The 19,779-nt window shown below is 38.5% G+C and carries 15 protein-coding genes and 1 pseudogene; 6 read left to right on the plus strand and 10 right to left on the minus strand.

Translation table 11 applies throughout. From position 1 onward, the window contains the following. Nucleotides 1-164: 164 nt before the first annotated feature. Entirely contained in the window at nt 165-1,910 is a 1,746-nt protein-coding gene (locus AACR75_RS10735; protein WP_052190345.1) for an LA2681 family HEPN domain-containing protein, read from the minus strand. Nucleotides 1,911-2,104: 194 nt separating this feature from the next. After that, nucleotides 2,105-2,314 carry a helix-turn-helix domain-containing protein gene (locus AACR75_RS10740; protein WP_047690150.1) on the minus strand — a complete coding sequence of 70 codons (210 nt, stop codon included), beginning with the start codon at nt 2,312-2,314 and terminating at the stop codon, nt 2,105-2,107. 106 nt (nt 2,315-2,420) lie between these two features. Between AACR75_RS10740 and AACR75_RS10745 the strand changes: the two genes are divergently transcribed. The 5 genes from AACR75_RS10745 to AACR75_RS10765 all read left to right on the plus strand — a co-directional run bounded on the left by AACR75_RS10745 (nt 2,421) and on the right by AACR75_RS10765 (nt 5,101). Further along, a complete protein-coding gene (locus AACR75_RS10745) occupies nt 2,421-2,960 on the plus strand; it encodes a hypothetical protein (RefSeq protein ID WP_047690151.1) in 540 nt (179 codons plus the stop codon). Nucleotide 2,961: 1 nt separating this feature from the next. Further along, the gene (locus tag AACR75_RS10750) at nt 2,962-4,266 is read left to right on the plus strand and encodes a HipA domain-containing protein (protein ID WP_197056805.1); all 1,305 of its coding nucleotides are present in this window, start codon (nt 2,962-2,964) and stop codon (nt 4,264-4,266) included. Nucleotides 4,267-4,327: 61 nt separating this feature from the next. Beyond that, on the plus strand, nt 4,328-4,525 hold the full coding sequence (locus tag AACR75_RS10755; protein WP_039453141.1) for a hypothetical protein: 198 nt from the start codon (nt 4,328-4,330) through the stop codon (nt 4,523-4,525). A 2-nt stretch (nt 4,526-4,527) separates the two neighbouring features. After that, nucleotides 4,528-4,725: a hypothetical protein gene (locus AACR75_RS10760; RefSeq protein WP_047690173.1), complete on the plus strand. Its 198-nt coding sequence runs from the start codon at nt 4,528-4,530 to the stop codon at nt 4,723-4,725. A 13-nt stretch (nt 4,726-4,738) separates the two neighbouring features. Next, nucleotides 4,739-5,101, plus strand: a complete 363-nt coding sequence (locus AACR75_RS10765) for an HVO_A0114 family putative DNA-binding protein (RefSeq protein ID WP_047690177.1) — start codon at nt 4,739-4,741, stop codon at nt 5,099-5,101. 317 nt (nt 5,102-5,418) lie between these two features. On the opposite strand, the gene drt3b is transcribed toward AACR75_RS10765, so the two are convergent. The 7 genes from drt3b to AACR75_RS10800 all read right to left on the minus strand — a co-directional run bounded on the left by drt3b (nt 5,419) and on the right by AACR75_RS10800 (nt 17,705). Then, entirely contained in the window at nt 5,419-7,404 is a 1,986-nt protein-coding gene (drt3b, locus tag AACR75_RS10770) for an antiviral reverse transcriptase Drt3b (protein ID WP_047690183.1), read from the minus strand. Then, nucleotides 7,404-8,639 carry an antiviral reverse transcriptase Drt3a gene (drt3a, locus tag AACR75_RS10775; protein ID WP_047690186.1) on the minus strand — a complete coding sequence of 412 codons (1,236 nt, stop codon included), beginning with the start codon at nt 8,637-8,639 and terminating at the stop codon, nt 7,404-7,406. The genes drt3b and drt3a overlap by 1 nt, the downstream gene beginning before the upstream one ends. Before the next feature lie 803 nt (nt 8,640-9,442). Next, nucleotides 9,443-11,659 (minus strand): AAA family ATPase, encoded by a 2,217-nt coding sequence (locus AACR75_RS10780; RefSeq protein ID WP_231564200.1) that lies wholly within the window; start codon nt 11,657-11,659, stop codon nt 9,443-9,445. Between the two features lie 23 nt (nt 11,660-11,682). Beyond that, entirely contained in the window at nt 11,683-12,120 is a 438-nt protein-coding gene (locus tag AACR75_RS10785) for a VPA1267 family protein (RefSeq protein WP_039450253.1), read from the minus strand. A 22-nt stretch (nt 12,121-12,142) separates the two neighbouring features. After that, complete coding sequence (locus AACR75_RS10790) at nt 12,143-12,829, minus strand: hypothetical protein (protein WP_039450250.1); 687 nt, start codon at nt 12,827-12,829, stop codon at nt 12,143-12,145. A 3-nt stretch (nt 12,830-12,832) separates the two neighbouring features. Next, nucleotides 12,833-16,237 carry a VPA1269 family protein gene (locus AACR75_RS10795; protein ID WP_047690192.1) on the minus strand — a complete coding sequence of 1,135 codons (3,405 nt, stop codon included), beginning with the start codon at nt 16,235-16,237 and terminating at the stop codon, nt 12,833-12,835. Between the two features lie 7 nt (nt 16,238-16,244). Next, a complete protein-coding gene (locus AACR75_RS10800; RefSeq protein ID WP_047690194.1) occupies nt 16,245-17,705 on the minus strand; it encodes a tyrosine-type recombinase/integrase in 1,461 nt (486 codons plus the stop codon). Nucleotides 17,706-17,911: 206 nt separating this feature from the next. Here AACR75_RS10800 and AACR75_RS10805 point away from each other — a divergent pair. Further along, nucleotides 17,912-18,325, plus strand: a pseudogene (locus AACR75_RS10805) (thymidylate synthase); the annotation flags it as partial. A 102-nt stretch (nt 18,326-18,427) separates the two neighbouring features. Here AACR75_RS10805 and AACR75_RS10810 read toward each other — a convergent pair. After that, nucleotides 18,428-19,573, minus strand: coding sequence for a Na/Pi symporter (locus AACR75_RS10810; protein WP_017047902.1), 1,146 nt, complete (start codon nt 19,571-19,573; stop codon nt 18,428-18,430). Nucleotides 19,574-19,779: the final 206 nt, after the last annotated feature.

Genomic DNA, 19,779 nt, shown 5'->3' on the forward strand with positions numbered 1-19,779 from the left:
AGGTGATGGTCTCATTGCGTGAAACCATCACCCTGCCAAAACGCATAGTTCACTACTCGCTAGGCATTTATGATTTTTCTTGACCATTCGCTGAAACACGTTTGTGGACAGAAACCAGATAGAATGAAGTCGGAAAAGCTTGTTTCAGACAAGTAAATGTACTTTTACTTCGTTGGGACTTCTCTATGCCAGACAAGCTTTTCGTCGTTTTGGGGCTTTGTTTGTTCATCAAACTCAATGGAAAATGAGAGATAAATGATTGAATTTCTTACTAACTCAGCAAGCGTCATAAGCTGAGTGTTGAAGTCTTCATCAATCATAATAAGCGTGTGCTTTGAGCGTTTCTCTTTTTCATAGAGTTGATTTTCAATGTGTTGAATTTTCTTCTCAAGCAGTTCCTTTTCTCCAATCAATTCTATGTGCTTATCTGTGCCTTTTTGTTTTTTTATCTCTGGATATAAAGCTATTAATTCACAGTTGTATTTCTTTCTTTTATCAATTAAGTGTCGTATTTCATTTTGTTGAACAGCGTCAGAAAAAACTAAATCAGAATACAGGCTGTCAATAAGTTTAAAAGATCTGTGTTCGATATAATTACGAATTTCACAGATTTTAACGAGATCAGGATTGAGCCATTCTGAAATAGACTCTTGGTCTTTAATGTCTCGTAAATCTTTAAGTATGTAGAAGAGTGCGTGCAAAAACTGGTTTTTACTATCCTTGAGTTTATCGTGTGGTTTCCACTCTTTATTACCTTTCCCTGAATTTGGCTTTTTAAACAAATTTTCAAAGCTAATCTGTTGGTCTTTTTCTATATCGTTAAGATCGTAATAATGACTTATAAAATAGGCAATTTTGTCAAATAAGGAATAGAGAATTTTGAAAGCTGACTTTAATTGTTGAGCTTTAATATTGTCGATTGTGTGGGTTAAATCGTCAGTCTTTTTGAATGTGTTATTGAAGAAGCTTACTTCGTCATTTGGAATGTTTGATGCACTAAAAATAAGGTAACGAGCATAACAAAAATCGTTCTTTATCTCGTCAAAGTTGGCGTGATAAACTAATTCTTCGTGATAGGCTAGGGTCATATTCAATCGAGAACTGATAGACGGTAGTGAAAGCGAATCAGGGAATATAGCTTCAGGAAGTTCGTCAATTTCCAGTTCATCGATAAATAGGTTTTTTTCCCCGCACCAGTGTAAGTAATTAACTACTTTTTTACTCAGTTCTTTATCATTTTTTTTATAAAACTTATTAAAATAATCGAGAGTATACTGTTCTTCAAACCATTGTTTGAAATTCTGTGTTTTATCATCATCAAAGATGTAATGGCTGTCATTGAAATACGCTTGATTATTAGGAAGTTTCAATCGTTCACAAAGACTTTTATATGCTAGAAACTGATGATAAATGGCTTTTTGTTCGTCATGCGATATACAGTGTGAAAGGTATAGCTCATTGTCATACATAGCAGTGTGAGCTATCGGTTGATTGTTTAAATTAATAGCATTTTTCCAATGCCTTTTGGCGCACATAAATCGCCCTTGTTGAGAAAGATAGTTTCCGTAATTTGTCTCGATTTGGCTAGTTAGAGCAATTTGACATTCATCATCAATGTTACGGTTTTTCAGAGCATTAAGCGCTTTCTTGAAGTGAATAATCACTTTGTTCAAATTAGGGCTATACCATTCGTTTAACTGTGGAACATAGAGCAAAGAATAAGCATTTCCTAACATATAATGAAATTCAGCTTCTCGAAAATCATCTTCAAAAACAGGCGTAAATGCGTCAAAAGTTCCAATGAATTTCTCCATATCTGCAACGTTCTTCCTGTCTATCAACTCATCAACTCGTGCATTGAAGAGATCGAGTGCATCATCATTAATTCGCACGGTTTGCTTTTCTTCCATTTAATCATTCCTGCCTTAGTGAAACTATGTGACTATACATATTTTTGAGTAATAATTTAACAGGTTGCAAAAGCAATGATGAATCGTGATAAAGAGATCTTATGATATGTTGTGAGTAACCGCTCTAACACGTTTTGGGGCGTGCGACGTGAGGTCGTATGAAGCGCTACAAAACCACATACAAACCTAACTCACTAAGGCAGAAGTTCCTTCACATCACAGCCCAAGGTCTCCGCAATCTGATACAACTTCTCAACCGTGATATTAACTTCACCGCGCTCAATGCGTCCCACATAACTTCTATCTATCTCTGCGAACAACGCGAGTTTATCTTGAGTTAACCCTTTGGCTTTCCTCATTTTTGCAATGCGTTTGCCCACAAGTGCTGCAATCTTCTTGTTCATGTTTTTTATTTATGAAATTAATTTGCTGAACAATTACACACTTGCGGCATATAACTCCACGGATTATAATCCTCAAAATCATCAATAAAGGCCGTTTTTGGAACACATGAAGGTAAAGATCAGAAAAGAGTTATTTCTCGCCATTTATTACAATGAACACTTCTCTGCCAATGACTTAAAGTCCTTTCCAATAGACTGTGATGAGAAAGAATACTTATCAGATGAATACGTCGAAAAAAAATTGAAGGAAATGTCGCTTATCGGCGCAGTCCTGTCGTGCGGTTTCGATAAGCATGGTGATGAAGAATTTTCCAAAGGTTTTATGTTTAACCATATCGACTGGGAGGTCGTGGATTACGACAACTACGGTGAGGACTCCAACTACCTTTCTCTTAAAAAAGAAAGCCTTTTGACGATTTTGCAAGATAAACAGTCAGAGCTGTCAGAGTCCTATTCTCTTCATAAAAGGACATGGAAGCATTTCAATCGGTTGTGTGCTCAACACTCAGAACTTCGGCTGTGTTTAGGCGAGTATATATCCGAGTATGACAATCGTAGATTGGATCTCAAAGCCGAAATGCAGGCAGTAGAAAACGCAATTACCTTCTACAAAAACACAGCCCACCCAGTGGAAAGTGGGAGCTAATTTGCACAATCCTATACTTTACGCACATGCCACAAACAATATGCTCGTGGGGCAGTTTGTCCAACAGTCGAAGACCAACTTATTATTCTCATACTCTGATGAGTGGTTAGCATATGATTCCGCTTTCCCTCTTTCATTAAGCTTACCGCTCGTAAGGGGAGAATGCTCATCATTTAATGCACTGAATTTTATTCACAACCTGCTTCCTGACTTGAAAGAAGAACGATTAAGCCTTGCTCACTCGGTAGGTGTGCAATCCAACGATGCATTCAGTTTACTCTCCAAGATTGGTCATGATTGCACGGGCGGCATTTCATTTACTGAAAGCAGGGAGCCGCCAAAGATAGGATGGAAATATCGAGAGATCTCGGCAAGTGAATTAAATGAACTCGTTACTCAGCGTAAGTCATTTCTTCCATTTTTTGGGGATTATCGACCTTGTATTTCGGGAACACAGCGAAAAACAACGTTAACTAGGTTGAACGGCAAATGGTATGTACCTCAAGAAAAATCACTAAGTAGTCACATTATCAAATACCCAATGGATGCAATTGCGCAAAGCAACTCAGTACTAGATATGAGTTGCAGTGTTGAGAATGAATTCATCTGTACTCAAATAGCGAAGGAACTTGGTTTTAAAGTACCCGATATGGAGATAATAACGACTGAGTCAGGAGCTAAAGCCCTTGCAGTAAAACGGTTCGACCGATGTTTTGGTGACGGAGCTGTGACTCGTAGACACCAAGAAGATTTCTGCCAGATTTTTGGTGTACCTGAACATCAAAAATATCACTCGGAGAACAACCTAAGTGTCTCCAAAATTGTTGATGTTTTAAGTCTCTCTGCGCAAAGCAAGGCGAACAATCATGACTTTTTTAAGTTCATGATTTTACAATGCCTTCTTGGTGCAACTGACGGTCATCTCAAGAACTTTTCCGTGCATCTTGCTCCTAGCGGACACTATCAACTTACACCGTTCTATGATTTGCTATCAGCTTATCCCGCAGTCGGTGCGAATGGATTAAATAAGCGGAAGCTAAAGCTAGCAATGGGACTGAAAGCATCCAAAGGATATAAATACCATATCAGCAAAATTTGCTTACGGCATATAGAGCAGACGGCTAGTCAGTTCGGTATCAGTAATGCTGAATGCCATGAAATCGTCTCTGCCTTTCTCGCTCAATTTAGTAGCGCACTGAGTTCTATAGACAATCGATTTCCTGAAAAGGAGTTTTCGCGAGTAAAGGACGCCATATTTCAACATGCCACTGAAATCGTCGAAAAGTTAAACAGAACAATTAAGTAATCATCTGAGGTAACAATTGTTGCCCATGTTGTAAACATACTCGTTAGCAGTGAGGGGAAATATGGCTGAAACCACGACCAATGGAAGTAACACGACTCTCGACTTGAAGCAGTCTTTCGCGCTGTTAAGTGTTGATAAAAACGGTATCGTAACGATGAAATTTGGAGATGAAGTAACGGTTTTTATGAATGACAAATGCCCAGCAATCACGACCGATTTATTAAAAGTGATTGCGTCAATAAAAAACGGGAGTAGCTAGCAATGGAACGTGAGGAATATAAAAGTAGTGAGCTGTCAGTACCTTCTTGTGAGAACCTGGGCGTAGCTCGCTTTTTAGCCTTGCTCGAAAAAGACATCGAGCAGCATACAGATAAATTAGTTGTTCCTTCTCATGAAATGAAAGAAGAATTAGATGAGAGCGTCGGTGATTATTCAGTCGATTTAGATGGCGACTATTAGGAGTGAGGATAGTATGAAAGCAAAAATCGGCATTCTATCAGAAGAGCTTGCTCGTAAGCGCATGATTCGGATTGCAGAAGGAAAAGTGACGTCTAAAGAAGCTTACCCTCAATTTTTGTTTGAGTCACTGGCTGTGCTTTCACAACTGTTGTCTAACGAAAATGTTGAGCTGCTGAATTTGATTGCTCGCGAAAAGCCAAACAGTCTTGATGAGCTTGCTGAAAAGAGTGGGCGCAGTATCAAGGATGTTACTGATACTTTCGAAGCTCTTTCATCTAAAGGTTTTGCTTACATAGAAACGAAGGGAGGTAAATCTCGACCAATTGCGTTGTTTACAACGTTCGAGATCGTTATGGGCAGCTCTCCTTTACTTTGAACACTCCTTTACTTTGAATTGCTAACACACAATTGGACAAAAGTGAGTCAGTGACCTTGCTAAATTAGTAATCAATGGATTACTTCAAGTATAGGAAACTTCGCCAAGCAAAAGGCAAGACCTGAACCTATTAGTAACAGCGATCATAAAGAAAAAGGGTAAGCCAGTTATCAGCTTACCCTCTCACAAAAAATCAGTCGTACGGACTCAGCGCAACATAGCGTGTGAGCTGCTCTTGGCAGCACTAGATGGCATAAGCCTACTAGTGATACATATGTATTCGAAGCACCTTACCCGTACAACTCAACACTAACTTACTAGTATGGACTTCGCAATTCTTTTTTCATTAGAACCTGAGCTAAGTTGTTTTCCTTCCAAGTAAAAAACCAATCTCTTCCTTTCAAATACTCTATTACCTTCTTATTCGAGAATCTCATACGAAGTTTTTTAGACAACAAATCAATCAATTCATATTTAAATTCATCCGTAAAGAAAGGATTGCTAAAGCTATCAAATAACATACAAGTTAATTCTGTAGACTGTTTAATAGCATCATCATCGCTAAGCTCTATTTTTCTTATAACTTCACACTGCAAGAACTCAGTTATTTCTTTACGAGAGTTCCCGTTGAACCAAGACAATACCATAATCTGAAAGTAACCCAATGGAACTTTATTCTGTTCAATTAATCCCTCATCATTATGCTTAATATCAAATAAGTCTAACAATGTGCTTTGGTTAATTGGGTAATCACTAAAGTTAGTTTTTATAGAAACAAGCAAATTAAGAGTCTCAATACTATTAGCCTTACCTTTATCTTTCATTTTACTTAAAAGAAGTATTGATTCATCATAAATTTTTTTTCTCACTACATCTTTAAGTTCTACAGAAGAATTTTCTGTCAATCCATTTAGCCCAACCACAAGTTGAGTAATTATATATGTAGTTCGAACTCGAATATCCATACTATAGATGAAGAATGACACCTCCAAAGAAAATACACATAGCTTCATTATTCTATCTGTTTCTGTATTATTGATAGCTTGTATTACTCTTTCGTCCTCTATCAACCTGAAAAGCCTTCTACGAATTTCACCTAAAGCATAGCCAGTCAAACTTTCATAGCTTACGTTATTAACTTTTACCAGTCTCTTTAAGTCACGAATAAATAAATTGGCTTTTCTTGATGGATTTATTGAAGATATAAACTTGATATCATCCACATCAGGGTTATCTTTAGTAATAAGATCAAAATATTCATTAACGAGCTTTTTGCAGTCCATTTTGGCTATCGTTAATCCCGTGATAAACGGAACTTGGCAATGCTCGGTTTTAGACTCATTTATGAATAATTTATACTTTTCCAGTTCATCAACAACAACTTCCATTATAGTTGTAGATGCCGCCATGCTTTTAGTGTATAAAAAGTAATCATCAACATATCGCCTAATCGTATAGTCCGAATCAAAATATAGCTCACAATCATTTTTTAACCTTCTAATTATATTTAGATCTATATTTTGGAGTATCACCTCAGCATATATTCTAGAGAACTCTGGGCCAACCAAAATTCCACTTGATTCTAAATCATTTGAATCTTCCATCAATTTTCTAAATTGTAAGTCAAACGAATAGTAATCAGAATGCCTCTTTGAGAAATCCTTTCCCTTCACCGCCCAAGTAAAAGTTGGCGTATATATATTATGGAAGCATTTTGAGATATCAAACTTAGTAAGAAAATCAAACTTCTTTTCAATTCTATGTGACTCATACGAATCATAATACTTATATAAAAAATTATACTTTTTATAAGTAAAGTATGAACTAGCATATACTGATGTTTGTTCAAACGGATCTTTTTCAGTCTCAACTCCAGTGTCTTTGTCCAATAAAGAGAAAGAAGCCAGTTCTTTTTCATAATATCTCGATGCAATTTTATGAGGTGCTCTAAGACTTATAGGACTTCTACTACACAACTCGGTTATTAAAGAGTCATATTCTCCATATAACTTGGTTATTTGTCGTTGAATAGTTGGATGAGGGACAGATAATAATCGTTTACTCTTTGAATTCTTACTTATTCTATAATTATAGGGAACTGTGTAAGTATCCACATAGAAGAAATGATCAACAAACTTACTAATATCTTCATCTACCTTCTCATAATGCCGACTTTTTTTATCCTGACTCCTTAGGTAGAAGTAAGCGCCCTCATTGAGAAAGGTGATAGGTACTTCGTAAGGAAGTGTATCAGTCAGCATGACTCTAAGGTGATCATGTTTATCTATTTTTACTTTTGACATTACCAACACCTTTTAATATTTCTACAATCTTTTCTATTAAACGAGTTCATTACTCTTTTACTAAACCCGAAGTAAAAAGACAATTTCTTTACCTTCACCAGCCTATTACCATGAGCTTTTTTATCATAGTTATCTATATAATTAATAGCCTTAGCCACACTACCTTTCTTAGTGTTAATAAGTTTCTGATAGTATTTATCTAGCTCTTTAACCTGAGAGCTGTCATTTATCAATGGATAGTTATAATATATTCCAGACTTAAGACGAGTTCTCTCTATATCACCTATAATATACTGGTTTCCAGTTAAAAACTCCAAACGAGCCAAAAGCAACCTAAAGTTCCTAGTTCTAACATAAGAGGAAAAAGACCTTCTAACTCTATATTTTATTTTCCTAATCTTCTTATCGCTAATTTTAACAATAACTTCTCTTTTTTTATTTTTGTTTCTTTTGTTAATATTACTTGAAGTAATTATCTTATAGCCTAAATAGTCTAGTGTTGAACGTGGCTTATTCGTACAATTCAAGTCTATTAACTTAGTTTTATCGTTAAAACTTAACTCAGGAGAGTTTCTTTTAAGAATGTCTTCTAAATAAGACATAATCTGCTTACTATCTCCAGTAAACATAATTATTATGTCATCAACAAACCTAGCATAATAATAAACGTTCTCTAGCTTCCTAACCTCGCGGTCAAACGGACGTATTCTAATTTCAGACAACGTTGAACTTAAAGACATTCCTCTTGGTAAGCCAGTCACACCTATGCTTTTTAAACTATCATCCCAGCATTTTAATACACATCTATTCTGGTGTGATAACAACCATTCATTTATTACATACTCTAGCACCTTATCTCTATCTACTGTTTCATAAAATTCTTTAATATCCAATCTAAGAACTTTAATTGGTTGTGTGTCACTTAGTAAAGATATAACCTGCTTAACAATAGCATGTCTATCGCCAGTGTTTATTTTAAATAACCTTTTTATATTATTATTTAATTTTTTACATACTAATTCATCTTCTGAAGAGCTAAAATCATATGTGTCCTTACCCATTAATTTGAAGCACTTAAAAGTAGAAAATAAGTATTTCTCTCTTTCTAACTTCGCTTCCAATTTAGTGTACATTTCATCAAAAAACACATCAAATGACTTAGAATGATTCCATTTATGCCAGATGTTTGATGATATGTTTTTTATATTTTTCTCACTTATTGACTGATCTAACATTCTAAAAATCCTTTTTTATATTTGAAGCCAAATAATTATAATACACTTCAGATTCTAAAAGACTCAAAAAATGACTTGATCTACTCATGAATACTCTTGACAAGAAAAATATAATAATTGAAAACATCATTGAACAAAATGCGTAGTAACTTACAAAAGAAGACATAAACAGAATAAATGAGAAATTTCTATAAAAACCAAACCTAGCTAAAAACACCTCGACATTATTATTCTTGCAATTTTGAGAAACGAAAGCCTTACAGTATCGAAACATTGTTTTTTCAGTTATTATGTCAGGAAGTAATTTTCTTACTTTTGCTTCTACTTCCATTTGATCCCTTGATACTCTTTTATTTATTCTGAAAATCTTAATCTGAGTTCTATGGAATCTATTTGATAATGCGTCTACCAGCATTCCTAATAAAAGCAGTAGGACTGGCATTATAATAATAAGTACAGGAGAGAATTTTGATAGTAACTCTAGGATTTTAAAGTGGTCAAAGTCTACATAGAAAAATACTGAGAAAAGAATTATAAGAAGTGTTGCTAATCCTATGGATAAATTGTTAAACACATCCCATAAGCTTAGCTTTCCATTGTCAAACATTATCTAGCCAACCATCTAATAAATATGAAGTTATAGCGGCCACTTTATATTCTTTAAGCATGCGATTTTGTGATCTAAGACATACAAATGCCATCAATAACTATACTCAGAACGACTTGTAAAGTGTTTCTTAGGCTCTTGATCACTTAGCTCTAGCCGTCGAATAACGGGGTCAGGTCTTGCCTTTTGACAATCATTACTTTTTGTATGTCAAAGTTAACTGAAAATCTATGTTCGTACTTTGGTTCACAACTCGTTTCGGGGCAGATCCAAGCCAGCTCAAAAGCTCTTTCAGGTAGCTGTTCCGCTTATGAGAGTGGCTTGGGGCTTCGGTGATACTCTTCATATCATCGCGACTACCAACGATATGAATTTCACTTTCAGCTCTCGTGATTGCCGTATAGAGCCATGCTCTATCAACTATTCTTCCGTTTTGTAGGGCGATGATGATACGTGGAAACTGTGAGCCTTGGGCTTTGTGTAAGGTGATGGCATAACCTAATTCCATACAGTCTAGGACGGATTGTGTTACCTCGATCTTATCGCCTGTATCTAGTGTTACTTCACCGTAACTATCACCAGAAGGCTTTACGCTAGTTAGTGTGCCAAGAGAGCCGTTCTGAATGCCTTTGTCGTAATGATTCTGCGTGAATAACACCGCATCATTAAGGCGAAGTGGCAGAAAGAATTTGTCACCATTGATTGCGAACTCAAGGCTGGTGCTGTATGGGTTAACGGCTTGTTGAGTGAGTTTATTTATTTCTGATACTAGTGCCTTGGTTGGAGCCATGACACGACTGCTATTAGGAGATTCTTGGTAAAGCTCGCAACAGACTTTGGAAATGTCTGTTTTACTGGTTTCGTGAAAGTGTATTGCACCTGTGCTTAATTGTTCAGGCATCACACCTTGATTAATGAGCTTTGAATATTCGGGGATACCCGTCGAACCTTCTTGTCTCTTGACGATATTTAGCGTCGTATTAGCCACCGTTTTTGCTTCAACAATGTCTGCCAACACCTTGCCGCAGCCGATTGGTGGGAGTTGGTCGGGGTCGCCAGTGAATATCAATCGTACAGAGGGGTGAATGTGATTCACAAGACGATACATGGTTGGCAAGTCAATCATGCTTGCCTCATCAATCACCAGTAGGTGATTTGGTTTATCGACACTGGGTTCAATAGGGTCTTCACGGAGCAATTTGGCAATGGTTGAGGTAACAAAACCGATGGACTCATGAAGTCTCATTGCAGCACGGCCACTGAGCGCAACGGCGTGTATTTCAAAGCCAAGTTGATGGTAAGCCCTGAGAGCTGTTCTGAGTACCGTTGTCTTGCCTGTTCCTGCACCGCCCGTAATACAGCTTACCGAATTATCTAGACACGTTGTTACGGCTTCGATTTGTTTAGGAGTTAATTCGTAGGGAAGCTCCGCAGCCGCAGAGCAATACGCAGCATTGGCGTTTTCATCAAACAAGTCATTTCGCTTAATCAGTGTATTTAGCCGCTTGGCAACGACACTTTCCATCAGAAGTTGCGCAGTAGGGTGATAGGTTTCTGTGTCGGGATTTAAAATGTACTGCGCTTTATCATGACCTGATTGGAACGCCTGAGTGACCAGAGCTTTGTCTTTCAGTAATTTGTTGAGATAAGGGCGTACATTCGCATGAGTGGTATAGGTATGACCTTTTTCAATCTCTTTTCGAATCGCCATTTCCAGAGCAGCGCTGAGCCTTCTTGGATCATCCTGCGCAACATCGGTCTTAAAATTCGTTACCTTGATAATACCTTCAATGGCACTGAACGAAAGACCAAAGCCCATCAGAGCATAAGGATTACCCTTGATAACATCGATGGAGGCTTCACCGTGATGCTTGAGCAGCCGTTGCTGCACACTGGCAGGGATTTTGTGCTCACTCATCCAGTTGCAATGCGCCAAATTTTTGTATTTGGCGTACCCTCTATAGAGTGCTTCTACTGAATCTTCACTCAGAATCGATGTCAGGTACTTTCTGGATTCTGGGGTGTCATTTCTTAATGTGGCATGGAATTCTTTACCCAAGAGCTGCCAGAGCGCCCTAGCTTTGCTTTCGCCAATACCCTTGAAGTCATTTTCTCTGGCGATGAAGCGAATCAGTTGCTCACCTGTTTCGGGCAAGGTGCATTCAACATGCTCTGGCGATTCATAAGTGTGCTGCTGCATCACATAATCGCCTACCTCCATGTTTTCTATCTGGCGAGCACCTTTGACTGACCAATGCTGACCCAGCGTTGGAAGCACAGGGATGCTATCGGGGTCGGCTTTGATAGTGACATAATACTTCCCACTATTGGTTATATAAGAGTCCTTCGCCAGCGGTACACCGCTGAATATCACGAGTTTACTCGTGCAGTAAGGGATGCTGGTGACACGCATCTGGTCTTCATACAAAGCGGCATTCATCGTGGCATCAACCCCAATTCGGATAAGGTTTCAGACAGATCACCAAAGCGCTCAAGTCGCTTTTCAAGCTCCTTAACCTTGGCTTTTAACTCAATGTTCTCAGCTTCCAATGACGACACCCGCTTTGAATCGAGCATCTTACGATTCGCTGTATTATCGTAGGCTTGGGGTTTGCCCTCGTTTTTTTTAGCATTTTCCGTAAGAGGTGGAAGCACACCTCTATCACGTAAATCGCCCTCTAGTGCTTTGAGTGCTTTTTTGAGGGCAGGATTTTGATTTAAAGCCGATTTTCCACAACCGATACCCTTTGCCACTTCGATTCGATTTAGCTGACCTCTGAACAAGATTTGTTTAAAGTCATCGTCCGTCTGTGTGGCTTTCCAAGCCTCAAATGCCTCAAGATTTTGCTGTGCTTTCTGCTGCCCACTCGCCATTAGCTATAACCCTATGCGAAAATTATTTGTCGTTACCATATGTAGCGTTAAACTCAGCTTCGCTAATATCGATTACTTCTTTCAAAGCATCTAACTCAGCAGTGGTTAATACGGTTTTCTTGTTTATTCCAAAACGCCCTCGATACATACCGTACCCTCTGTCAGCTAAGTGCCTTAGCAATGATGAGACAGCGCTTTTTAAGTGTGGCGTATGACTGATTGAAGGTAATAGTTTTTCGCTGGTATTTTGTTTTTTTGGTTCGCTCAGTAGGATGCTATTAATATCGTTGTCAATATCGGTATTGAGTTTCTTAAATATTACCCTTAATGCGTTATTTTCATTTCTCAGTCCTTTGACCGTTTCTTCAAGTATTTTTACTTGTTGTGCTAGTACGGGATCTGACACTTTCGCAGAAACGACAGTTCTTGCGATTATCGTTCCCTTATTAATATTCTGCTCTTGTTTTCGTAAGCGAACATATTCACCCAGCTTTGAGCCAGTGTTTGTTACAGTTGAAATCGCTGGACTACCAAATGAGTCAAGACATCTTTTGGCTACCCCACTCAAGGTGATTTCCACGCCATCTTGCACCATATGATCGCAGGTGAGTTTTATATTCTGTGCGTTTTCTCTTCTTTTACTATTCGCGGATTTACATAGGTCATTGTACAAAATAGCTGACGGTGACTGAGATACAGAAGTATTCATGTTTTAGTTACTCCCAATCGATTCAAAAGTATTTGCATCGAGTCTAAAAATCTTCTCTTCGCTTTTACTGACGAGTTCAATTACTTGACGGCTTAATTCTGGAAATTCTGACAGGGCGACATCGCCATTAAGAAGGTTTTCGGCACATTCAGCCCCGACATTGCTTATAAGCGCATCTGTCATCAAATTGGTAGCTTGTAGTCGTTGTTCATCATTCAACTTAAACATAATATCGCCTAGATTATTCATAGCCATGAATCTAGCAATAGCCTGCTCTAGATCAGGTACAGAAGTATCATCAGAGTCTATGAACTCAGGAAGAAATTCAGATACAGTTGAGAGGAAATGAGTCAGTTCCAAATTGCTTGATTGACTAAAACCATACCGAATTTCTTCTTCTGTGGACTTGCTAAACATGGATATAGGAAGGCTTGAATTTTCCTCATGATTTTTGTCTTTATACGCGATCCATGCATCGAGTTTTCTCACTGAAGCTTCGTAAAATTTCATGCGCTCAGACCATTCAGTTAACATGTTTGACAGGATTCGTAGTTCACGATCCTCTCGACCTGATAACTTGTTATATAACTGCGTATTACCGTTGTCCTCAGCATCAATTATTGACTCTCTGATCTTGTCGATAGCAATTACTTTTTTCTTGATTTTTCTTATTAACTGGTTTCCTTCTACAACTTGACCTAAAAGAAACATAGGTCCAGTTATCCAAAATCGACATTGAGGGCAGGATGGGCCTCTATCTCCGACAGGAACAGGTACTCCAATTTTTTTGTAAGGGTCAAGACCTCCTTCCTCACAACTTGCACCAGGGCAAATTCCCGAAAGCTTTATCGATACGATCCCAGCGTTCTTTTTCAATGCATCAAAAGCTGTATATTTATTGTTAGCATAGGCTTGGTTAGTAACAAAATGTTCAATAACTTGGTCGATTTCTGATTCTATAAATTCAAAATCAGAAACGTTACTATCCTTAGTACGCGCTGCCTCTAAATACTCCCTCACTTTCGCATGAGAAGGGTTATCGTAATGAAGTGTCATCATGTAAGTCTTATGTCCAGCAACAAACTTCTGAACAATCCCTAATGGCACTCCTTTATCTAGCAAGTCTGTAATACCGCTCACTCGTAATGTATGGATATCGTAGCGAGATTCAGTCGGTGATCCCTCTTTTGTCAAAGATATTTTTCTGTGTGTCTCAGGAAGTTTTCTGTTTATCCGTTTCTCAGCCTCGTTACAGAGCAATCCCCACGCTTTTGTTATAATGTGAGTTGCAACTGGTTTTGATTGGTCGTCGGATCTCTGTTGTGAGGGATCTCGGAACAAACAATAGAAAGTTTTATCTGTCATTATGCTTTCTTCTGTCAGAAGCTTTCCAAGAGAGTCTTTTCCTCTTAGCTCTGGGTAGGGGGAGTACTTACGGAGCCATTGATACTGGTTTTTTAATGATGCAAGTAATTCATCACAAACCCAAGGGATATCGTAACCATCATCTGAAGTTTTATTGGTTGTAATGTGCAAGCCGAGCACGTCAGTAATTCCAAGTACGCCTGATGGAAGTGTTTGCAATAAACCTTCTTGTCTTTTTTCGTTCCCGATCTTGTTTTCATTCTTAACAAACTTTTCTAGATCAAAGTCATAGATAAAGTCATCCCCCTCTCCAGAATCAAGAAGTTGAGCTTGAATCTTTCGTATTGGAATCCAGAGCATAAAATAGAGAAGGTTTGCAACTGATGGGCAGAACACGTTGTGTTCATATTCTCCAGTTTCGTGATTTGTTAAATGAACATAAGAAAATGAAAATGCTTTTTTGGGAAAAGCATAATCATCTTCAATGATTAAATTTCGAATCTCATTCATTATCCTTGATTCAATCGGTGTTCGTTTGCTTCCTGGACTAGAAACTTCTGCAAATCGATCCCACTTGGTGTCAACAGGATTAACAAATGTACTTAGAGATTCACGGTTGTCAGGGTTCTTGTAAAGAGTATCGTGGCAGAAATCAAAGAACTGTCTATACATCGACAAATGTCTGTTAGAGGCTTTTAGAGAGTAACGGTTCTTGAGATGGTTCCGCAGAGTGTTTCCCTCAGCATAATCATTTACATGTATCGTTCTGACAATCTCCAATGGGGATTGTGGGATGTGTTCAAGTCCAGAAAGCCAGTCAAGGAAGTATCTTGCAGAAGATATGCGTAATTGAAACTGCGTATCGTTTATAGATAAGCAATACTGAGAAAGAAGCTCAGTCCAAATCTTAAGTTCAGGCAGTTTGTCTGAGTATAAACTAAAGTCAGCAAGCTCATAAATCGTCTTTTTAGTTTTCCTCATGTACTTTCTATGCTTTAACTTAAGGGCGGGATTATTATGTTTTGAATTGAAAATATCCCTACACATATTTGTGTAAGCATTAAACGCTGAGCCATTCGTTCGGGTTGTTGTTTCTGATGATGATGAGGTTTGATAATTTTCTTCATACAGTTCAACCTGTCGATCTAGGAGTTCATCACTGATCTGTTCAATTCTGGTGAAAGTAGATGCCTTCACCATTGTTTTAGCGTTGCTACCAAGCCTCTTGTTTGCTCTACTTGCTTCTGAAGCTTGATGAATACGATCAACAAACTCATATGCATCTGGATTAACTAGCTCAGGGTATTCACAGTGCCTTACATTGTTTTTGTGAAGCATCCAGTATTCAAAAGGATCTTCAGAGAGTTTTCTTACATATGGGAAAAGTACATACCCCTTGGCATGTAGAAAGCTTAGTAATTCTAGAGTGTTTCTAGGTGTCTTATTGGAGTGTTGTAACCTGAATCTCTTTGATTTGATACCGCTATCTGCAACCACTTCATTCAAGAGTGAGGCCATCGCGTTTACAGCTTCAGTGAAATTATCTTGAGGTTTTATTACCTCATCTATAAACCTATAACCGAGAGCATCATTGTGATGAAATGATCCTTCCTTAAATAGACTTTTTGCTTCTTCAAGACTGTTGGGCTTGATTGCCTCTGCAAGTTTTTTTTGCTCTTCAATACTGAAGCTTTCTACCTTTAGATGGCATTGGTAACTAGTTTCTTCGCCAATAGCTTTGGTATAACTGTCGGCAAAAATGTATGTCGGCATGAACTTTTTGTCACTACCCGAAGCCTTTGTAGCCGCAAATAACCTTATTCTATCGCCATTAATTTTGCTGAGATCTTTGTTGAGTGGTTCTAACAACTCTCTCCAAGTAATTTGAATCTTTGCGTTCACATATTCTTGTAAGAGTTCGTTGAATTCCTCTTTTGTAGGAGTTTTGAGTATACAAAATGCTCTACTAGATGGATTAAATTTAATCACCTCACCTGTTAATGGGGAAGTGTACTCTTCAAATTCATTTGTTATATAATCCATGTAGCTTTTACCTGTGAATTAACATCGTATCTATTTCTTCGCCAGTCAACCATGAAGTCACCCATGAATTTGGCAGTTTTGCAATTGCAGGTTGATTTTCGAATCTCTGTTGAATCTGCAATCTCTCCTCTATATCTGCATCGATTCTGTCTTCGAGCTTTGCTTTGTCCTGAGCATTTTGTATGACTTGGCGAGCTTTTTCTGGTGATATATGTGTGTAAATAGCTGTGGATGAGAGTTGCTTATGCCCCATATATTTACGGATCATTAATAAATCCATCTGTAAAACGTCTGCACAGTAAAAACCATAATGATGTCTAAGGCTATGTCCTCGACGCCCATCTAAATTGATGCCATACTTTTTTTCTAGTCTTTTACATGCACTATGTATGGCTTTACTCATGGATTTCTGAGTCATTGGGTCGCCATTCTGATTAACAAAGTAATACGGATGGTGTGAATACTCACCTCTTACTTCTTCCATATACTGAATGTGCAAGGTCAGAAGGTATCTCTCGACCTCTTCTCTAATAAACCACATGATAGATGTTTCGGTATTTTTGTCGTCATACTTTATACCTTTCCAACCAGCGCTCGAAGAAAGTGCACCCAGATTGATTCTGGGCTTTAGTCCATACATTGTTTTAAGAAACTCACCACGAGTACCAGTACGCTTTTTTCCTGCTTTACAAAGCCAGGACATACTAGAAGTTTCAGGATGGGCAAGAGTTACATGTAATCTACCATTAACAGGTTCAACATCATTGATGAGTATTTGGATGATTTCACATTGCCGTCGGCCACCATACGCAGCCATTAACAAAATGATCTTATCCCGTACATTTGTTGTCTCTTCAATAAGCAGTGGTACGTATTCTGGAGGGAAATACTTGACTACGGTCGCGCCAGACTTGGCTCTTCTGCGACCTCTTTCCTTAGATTTATGAGAATCCTTCATACTGTGGGATTTTCTTTTTATATGGAACAGAAGGCTGGTCTTCAGGTGGGCGCAGTATTCATAAGAGCGATTTATTGAGTATTCAAGGTCCTTTTCTTCCGCAGGAAGAAGCTTTCTGCTGCTTTTCAAGCCCGAAACAAACTGGCAGAACTGTTTTGTAGTGTTTTTGCAATATGTATAGTCTGCTGTTTTTGCAGCTCTCCAACCTAAAACAGCGCCTTTATCAAAAGCGCTTAAAAAATCTTCAATGAACATTTCCCAGTCGTTGGTATTTTTGGCGTTGGGTTTTACCACGAGATAATAGTAATCAAAAAGCAAACCAATGTAATGCAAGTCTCTTTTTATTGTTGCATATGAGGCGTGACCTTCTTTTTGAAGGTAACGTGCATATCTAGCAACGATGAATGAAGCATGTGGTTCAACACCTTCAGGAAACAGTATTAACGTAGGCATAGTTTCGTAGTCTGGTGCGGAAATCCCTAAGTGAATAACTGTATGTATCGTGTTCATAATTAATGACGTACCTATAACTAGCCTGTACATACCATAAAGTAATTTTTTAACTAGTACAACTAGTAGGGGGTATTAACTGGTGGTGTAAATTGTCTAAGGTGGACTTTAAGTGCTTTTTTCACATTTAAAGTTATTTAAGTGCTTTTTTCACATTTAAAGTTATCATATGAGTACAATCAGTAGGGAATAGTAGGGGGTAATAATACAACCCAGGTGAGTTTCATATGGGTTGCTTGCGCCCCTGCATGTACAGTCATCACTTTTCGTTGTTGGGTGATACTTTGTATCTCAATAGTACGCAACGCTCGTGTGATGTCCCGCTTGGCTTGAATTTTAATATGGTTCAGGTCTACGTGTTCCTCGCAATTATGGCGCAAATTACCGGCAAAAAAGCGGGCGTGGCCTACCATAAGATCGTCAATGCGCATATCTATGAAGACCAACTGGCGTTGATGAAAGATGTACAACTTAAGCGTGAACCGCTCCCTATGGCGAAGTTTCATATTAACCCGAAAATTAAAACGCTAGAAGATCTTGAAACTTGGGTTACCTTGGATGATTTCTGGATTGAAGGCTACCAATGCCATGATGCCATCCAGTACCCGTTTTCGGTTTAGTTGCTCTCTCGCATTATTAAAAAGTACTGTTTTCTAGTTGTAAAAAATCCCCGAAGCGTTGCTCGGGGATTTTTTTGATCTGTCGTGTGGTTTGTTCGTTACTTAAGCCGTTAGTGCCAGTATACCGCCAGGCATAATGATAAAGACCGATAGTAAATAACCCGCAACGACCGCTTTATTCTTTGTTGCCATCTCAGCAATCATTTCTGCGCCTTTAATTGGCAGTTCACGTAAAAATGGAACCCCATAGATCAACACAGTGGCTAATACATTAAAGGTTAAGTGGACTAAAGCAATTTGCAAGGCAAATACCGCAAACTCACCAGAAACGGCCGTTGCCGCGAGTAGGGCGGTAATGCAAGTGCCAATATTAGCCCCTAAAGTGAATGGGTAAACATCGCGTACTTTCAATACACCAGTGCCGACCAGCGGAACCATTAAACTGGTGGTAGTTGAAGAAGATTGAACCAATACAGTGACGATTGAACCTGAAAGGATACCGTGCAGCGGTCCGCGTCCAATGGCATCTTTGAGTATCTCTTTCGCACGACCCACCATCAAACTCTTCATGAGCTTACCCATGACAGTGATAGCCACAAAAATGGTCGCAATACCAAGAACAATCAACATCACGCCACCTACAACTTCACCAAAAGTGATCAGCTGGCCTTTTAGTGCCGTGATAATTGGGCTCGTGATAGGTTTGATAAAATCGAGTCCTTTCATGCTCATATCACCAGTAGAGAGCAAAGGTGACACAAGCCAATGAGAAATTTTCTCTAAAATACCAAACATCATCTCTAACGGTAGGAAAATCAGTACCGCCAAAAGATTAAAGAAGTCGTGAATTGTTGCACTTGCAAAAGCGCGTTTAAATTCGACTTGGCAACGAACGTGTCCAAGGCTAACAAGCGTGTTGGTTACTGTGGTGCCAATATTGGCACCCATAACCATTGGGATCGCCATTTCAACAGGTAATCCGCCAGCCACAAGACCGACAATGATAGAGGTTACGGTGCTTGAAGATTGAATCAATGCTGTGGCGACTAACCCTATCATCAACCCCGCTATTGGGTGTGAGGCAAACTCAAACAGTACCTTAGCTTGATCACCAGTCGCCCATTTAAATCCACTACCTACCATCGCCACTGCAAGTAGCAGTAGGTAGAGCATGAATGCCAAGTTCGCCCAACGCAGCCAACGAGTGGTACTCGCAATGGGTGCAGCAGTAGTTGTCGCTTGGTTCATTTTCTTTTCTCCATTGACCTTTTGAGTATTGTTCGGTCTGTTGTTGAATCTGAGCGAGATAGTAGAGAATAATTATTTCATTTATATGACAGTGAGTTTCTCATTGATAACTCTGATAAAAACAAGTTTCACGGTGACTTTTAATTCTTTATTTATTGAATTTTCATGATGTTATACGATTTTAACAACGTGGAGGAGGAGAGCGA

This window comes from Vibrio sp. ZOR0018 (assembly GCF_963865925.1).
Classification (GTDB): domain Bacteria; phylum Pseudomonadota; class Gammaproteobacteria; order Enterobacterales; family Vibrionaceae; genus Vibrio; species Vibrio anguillarum.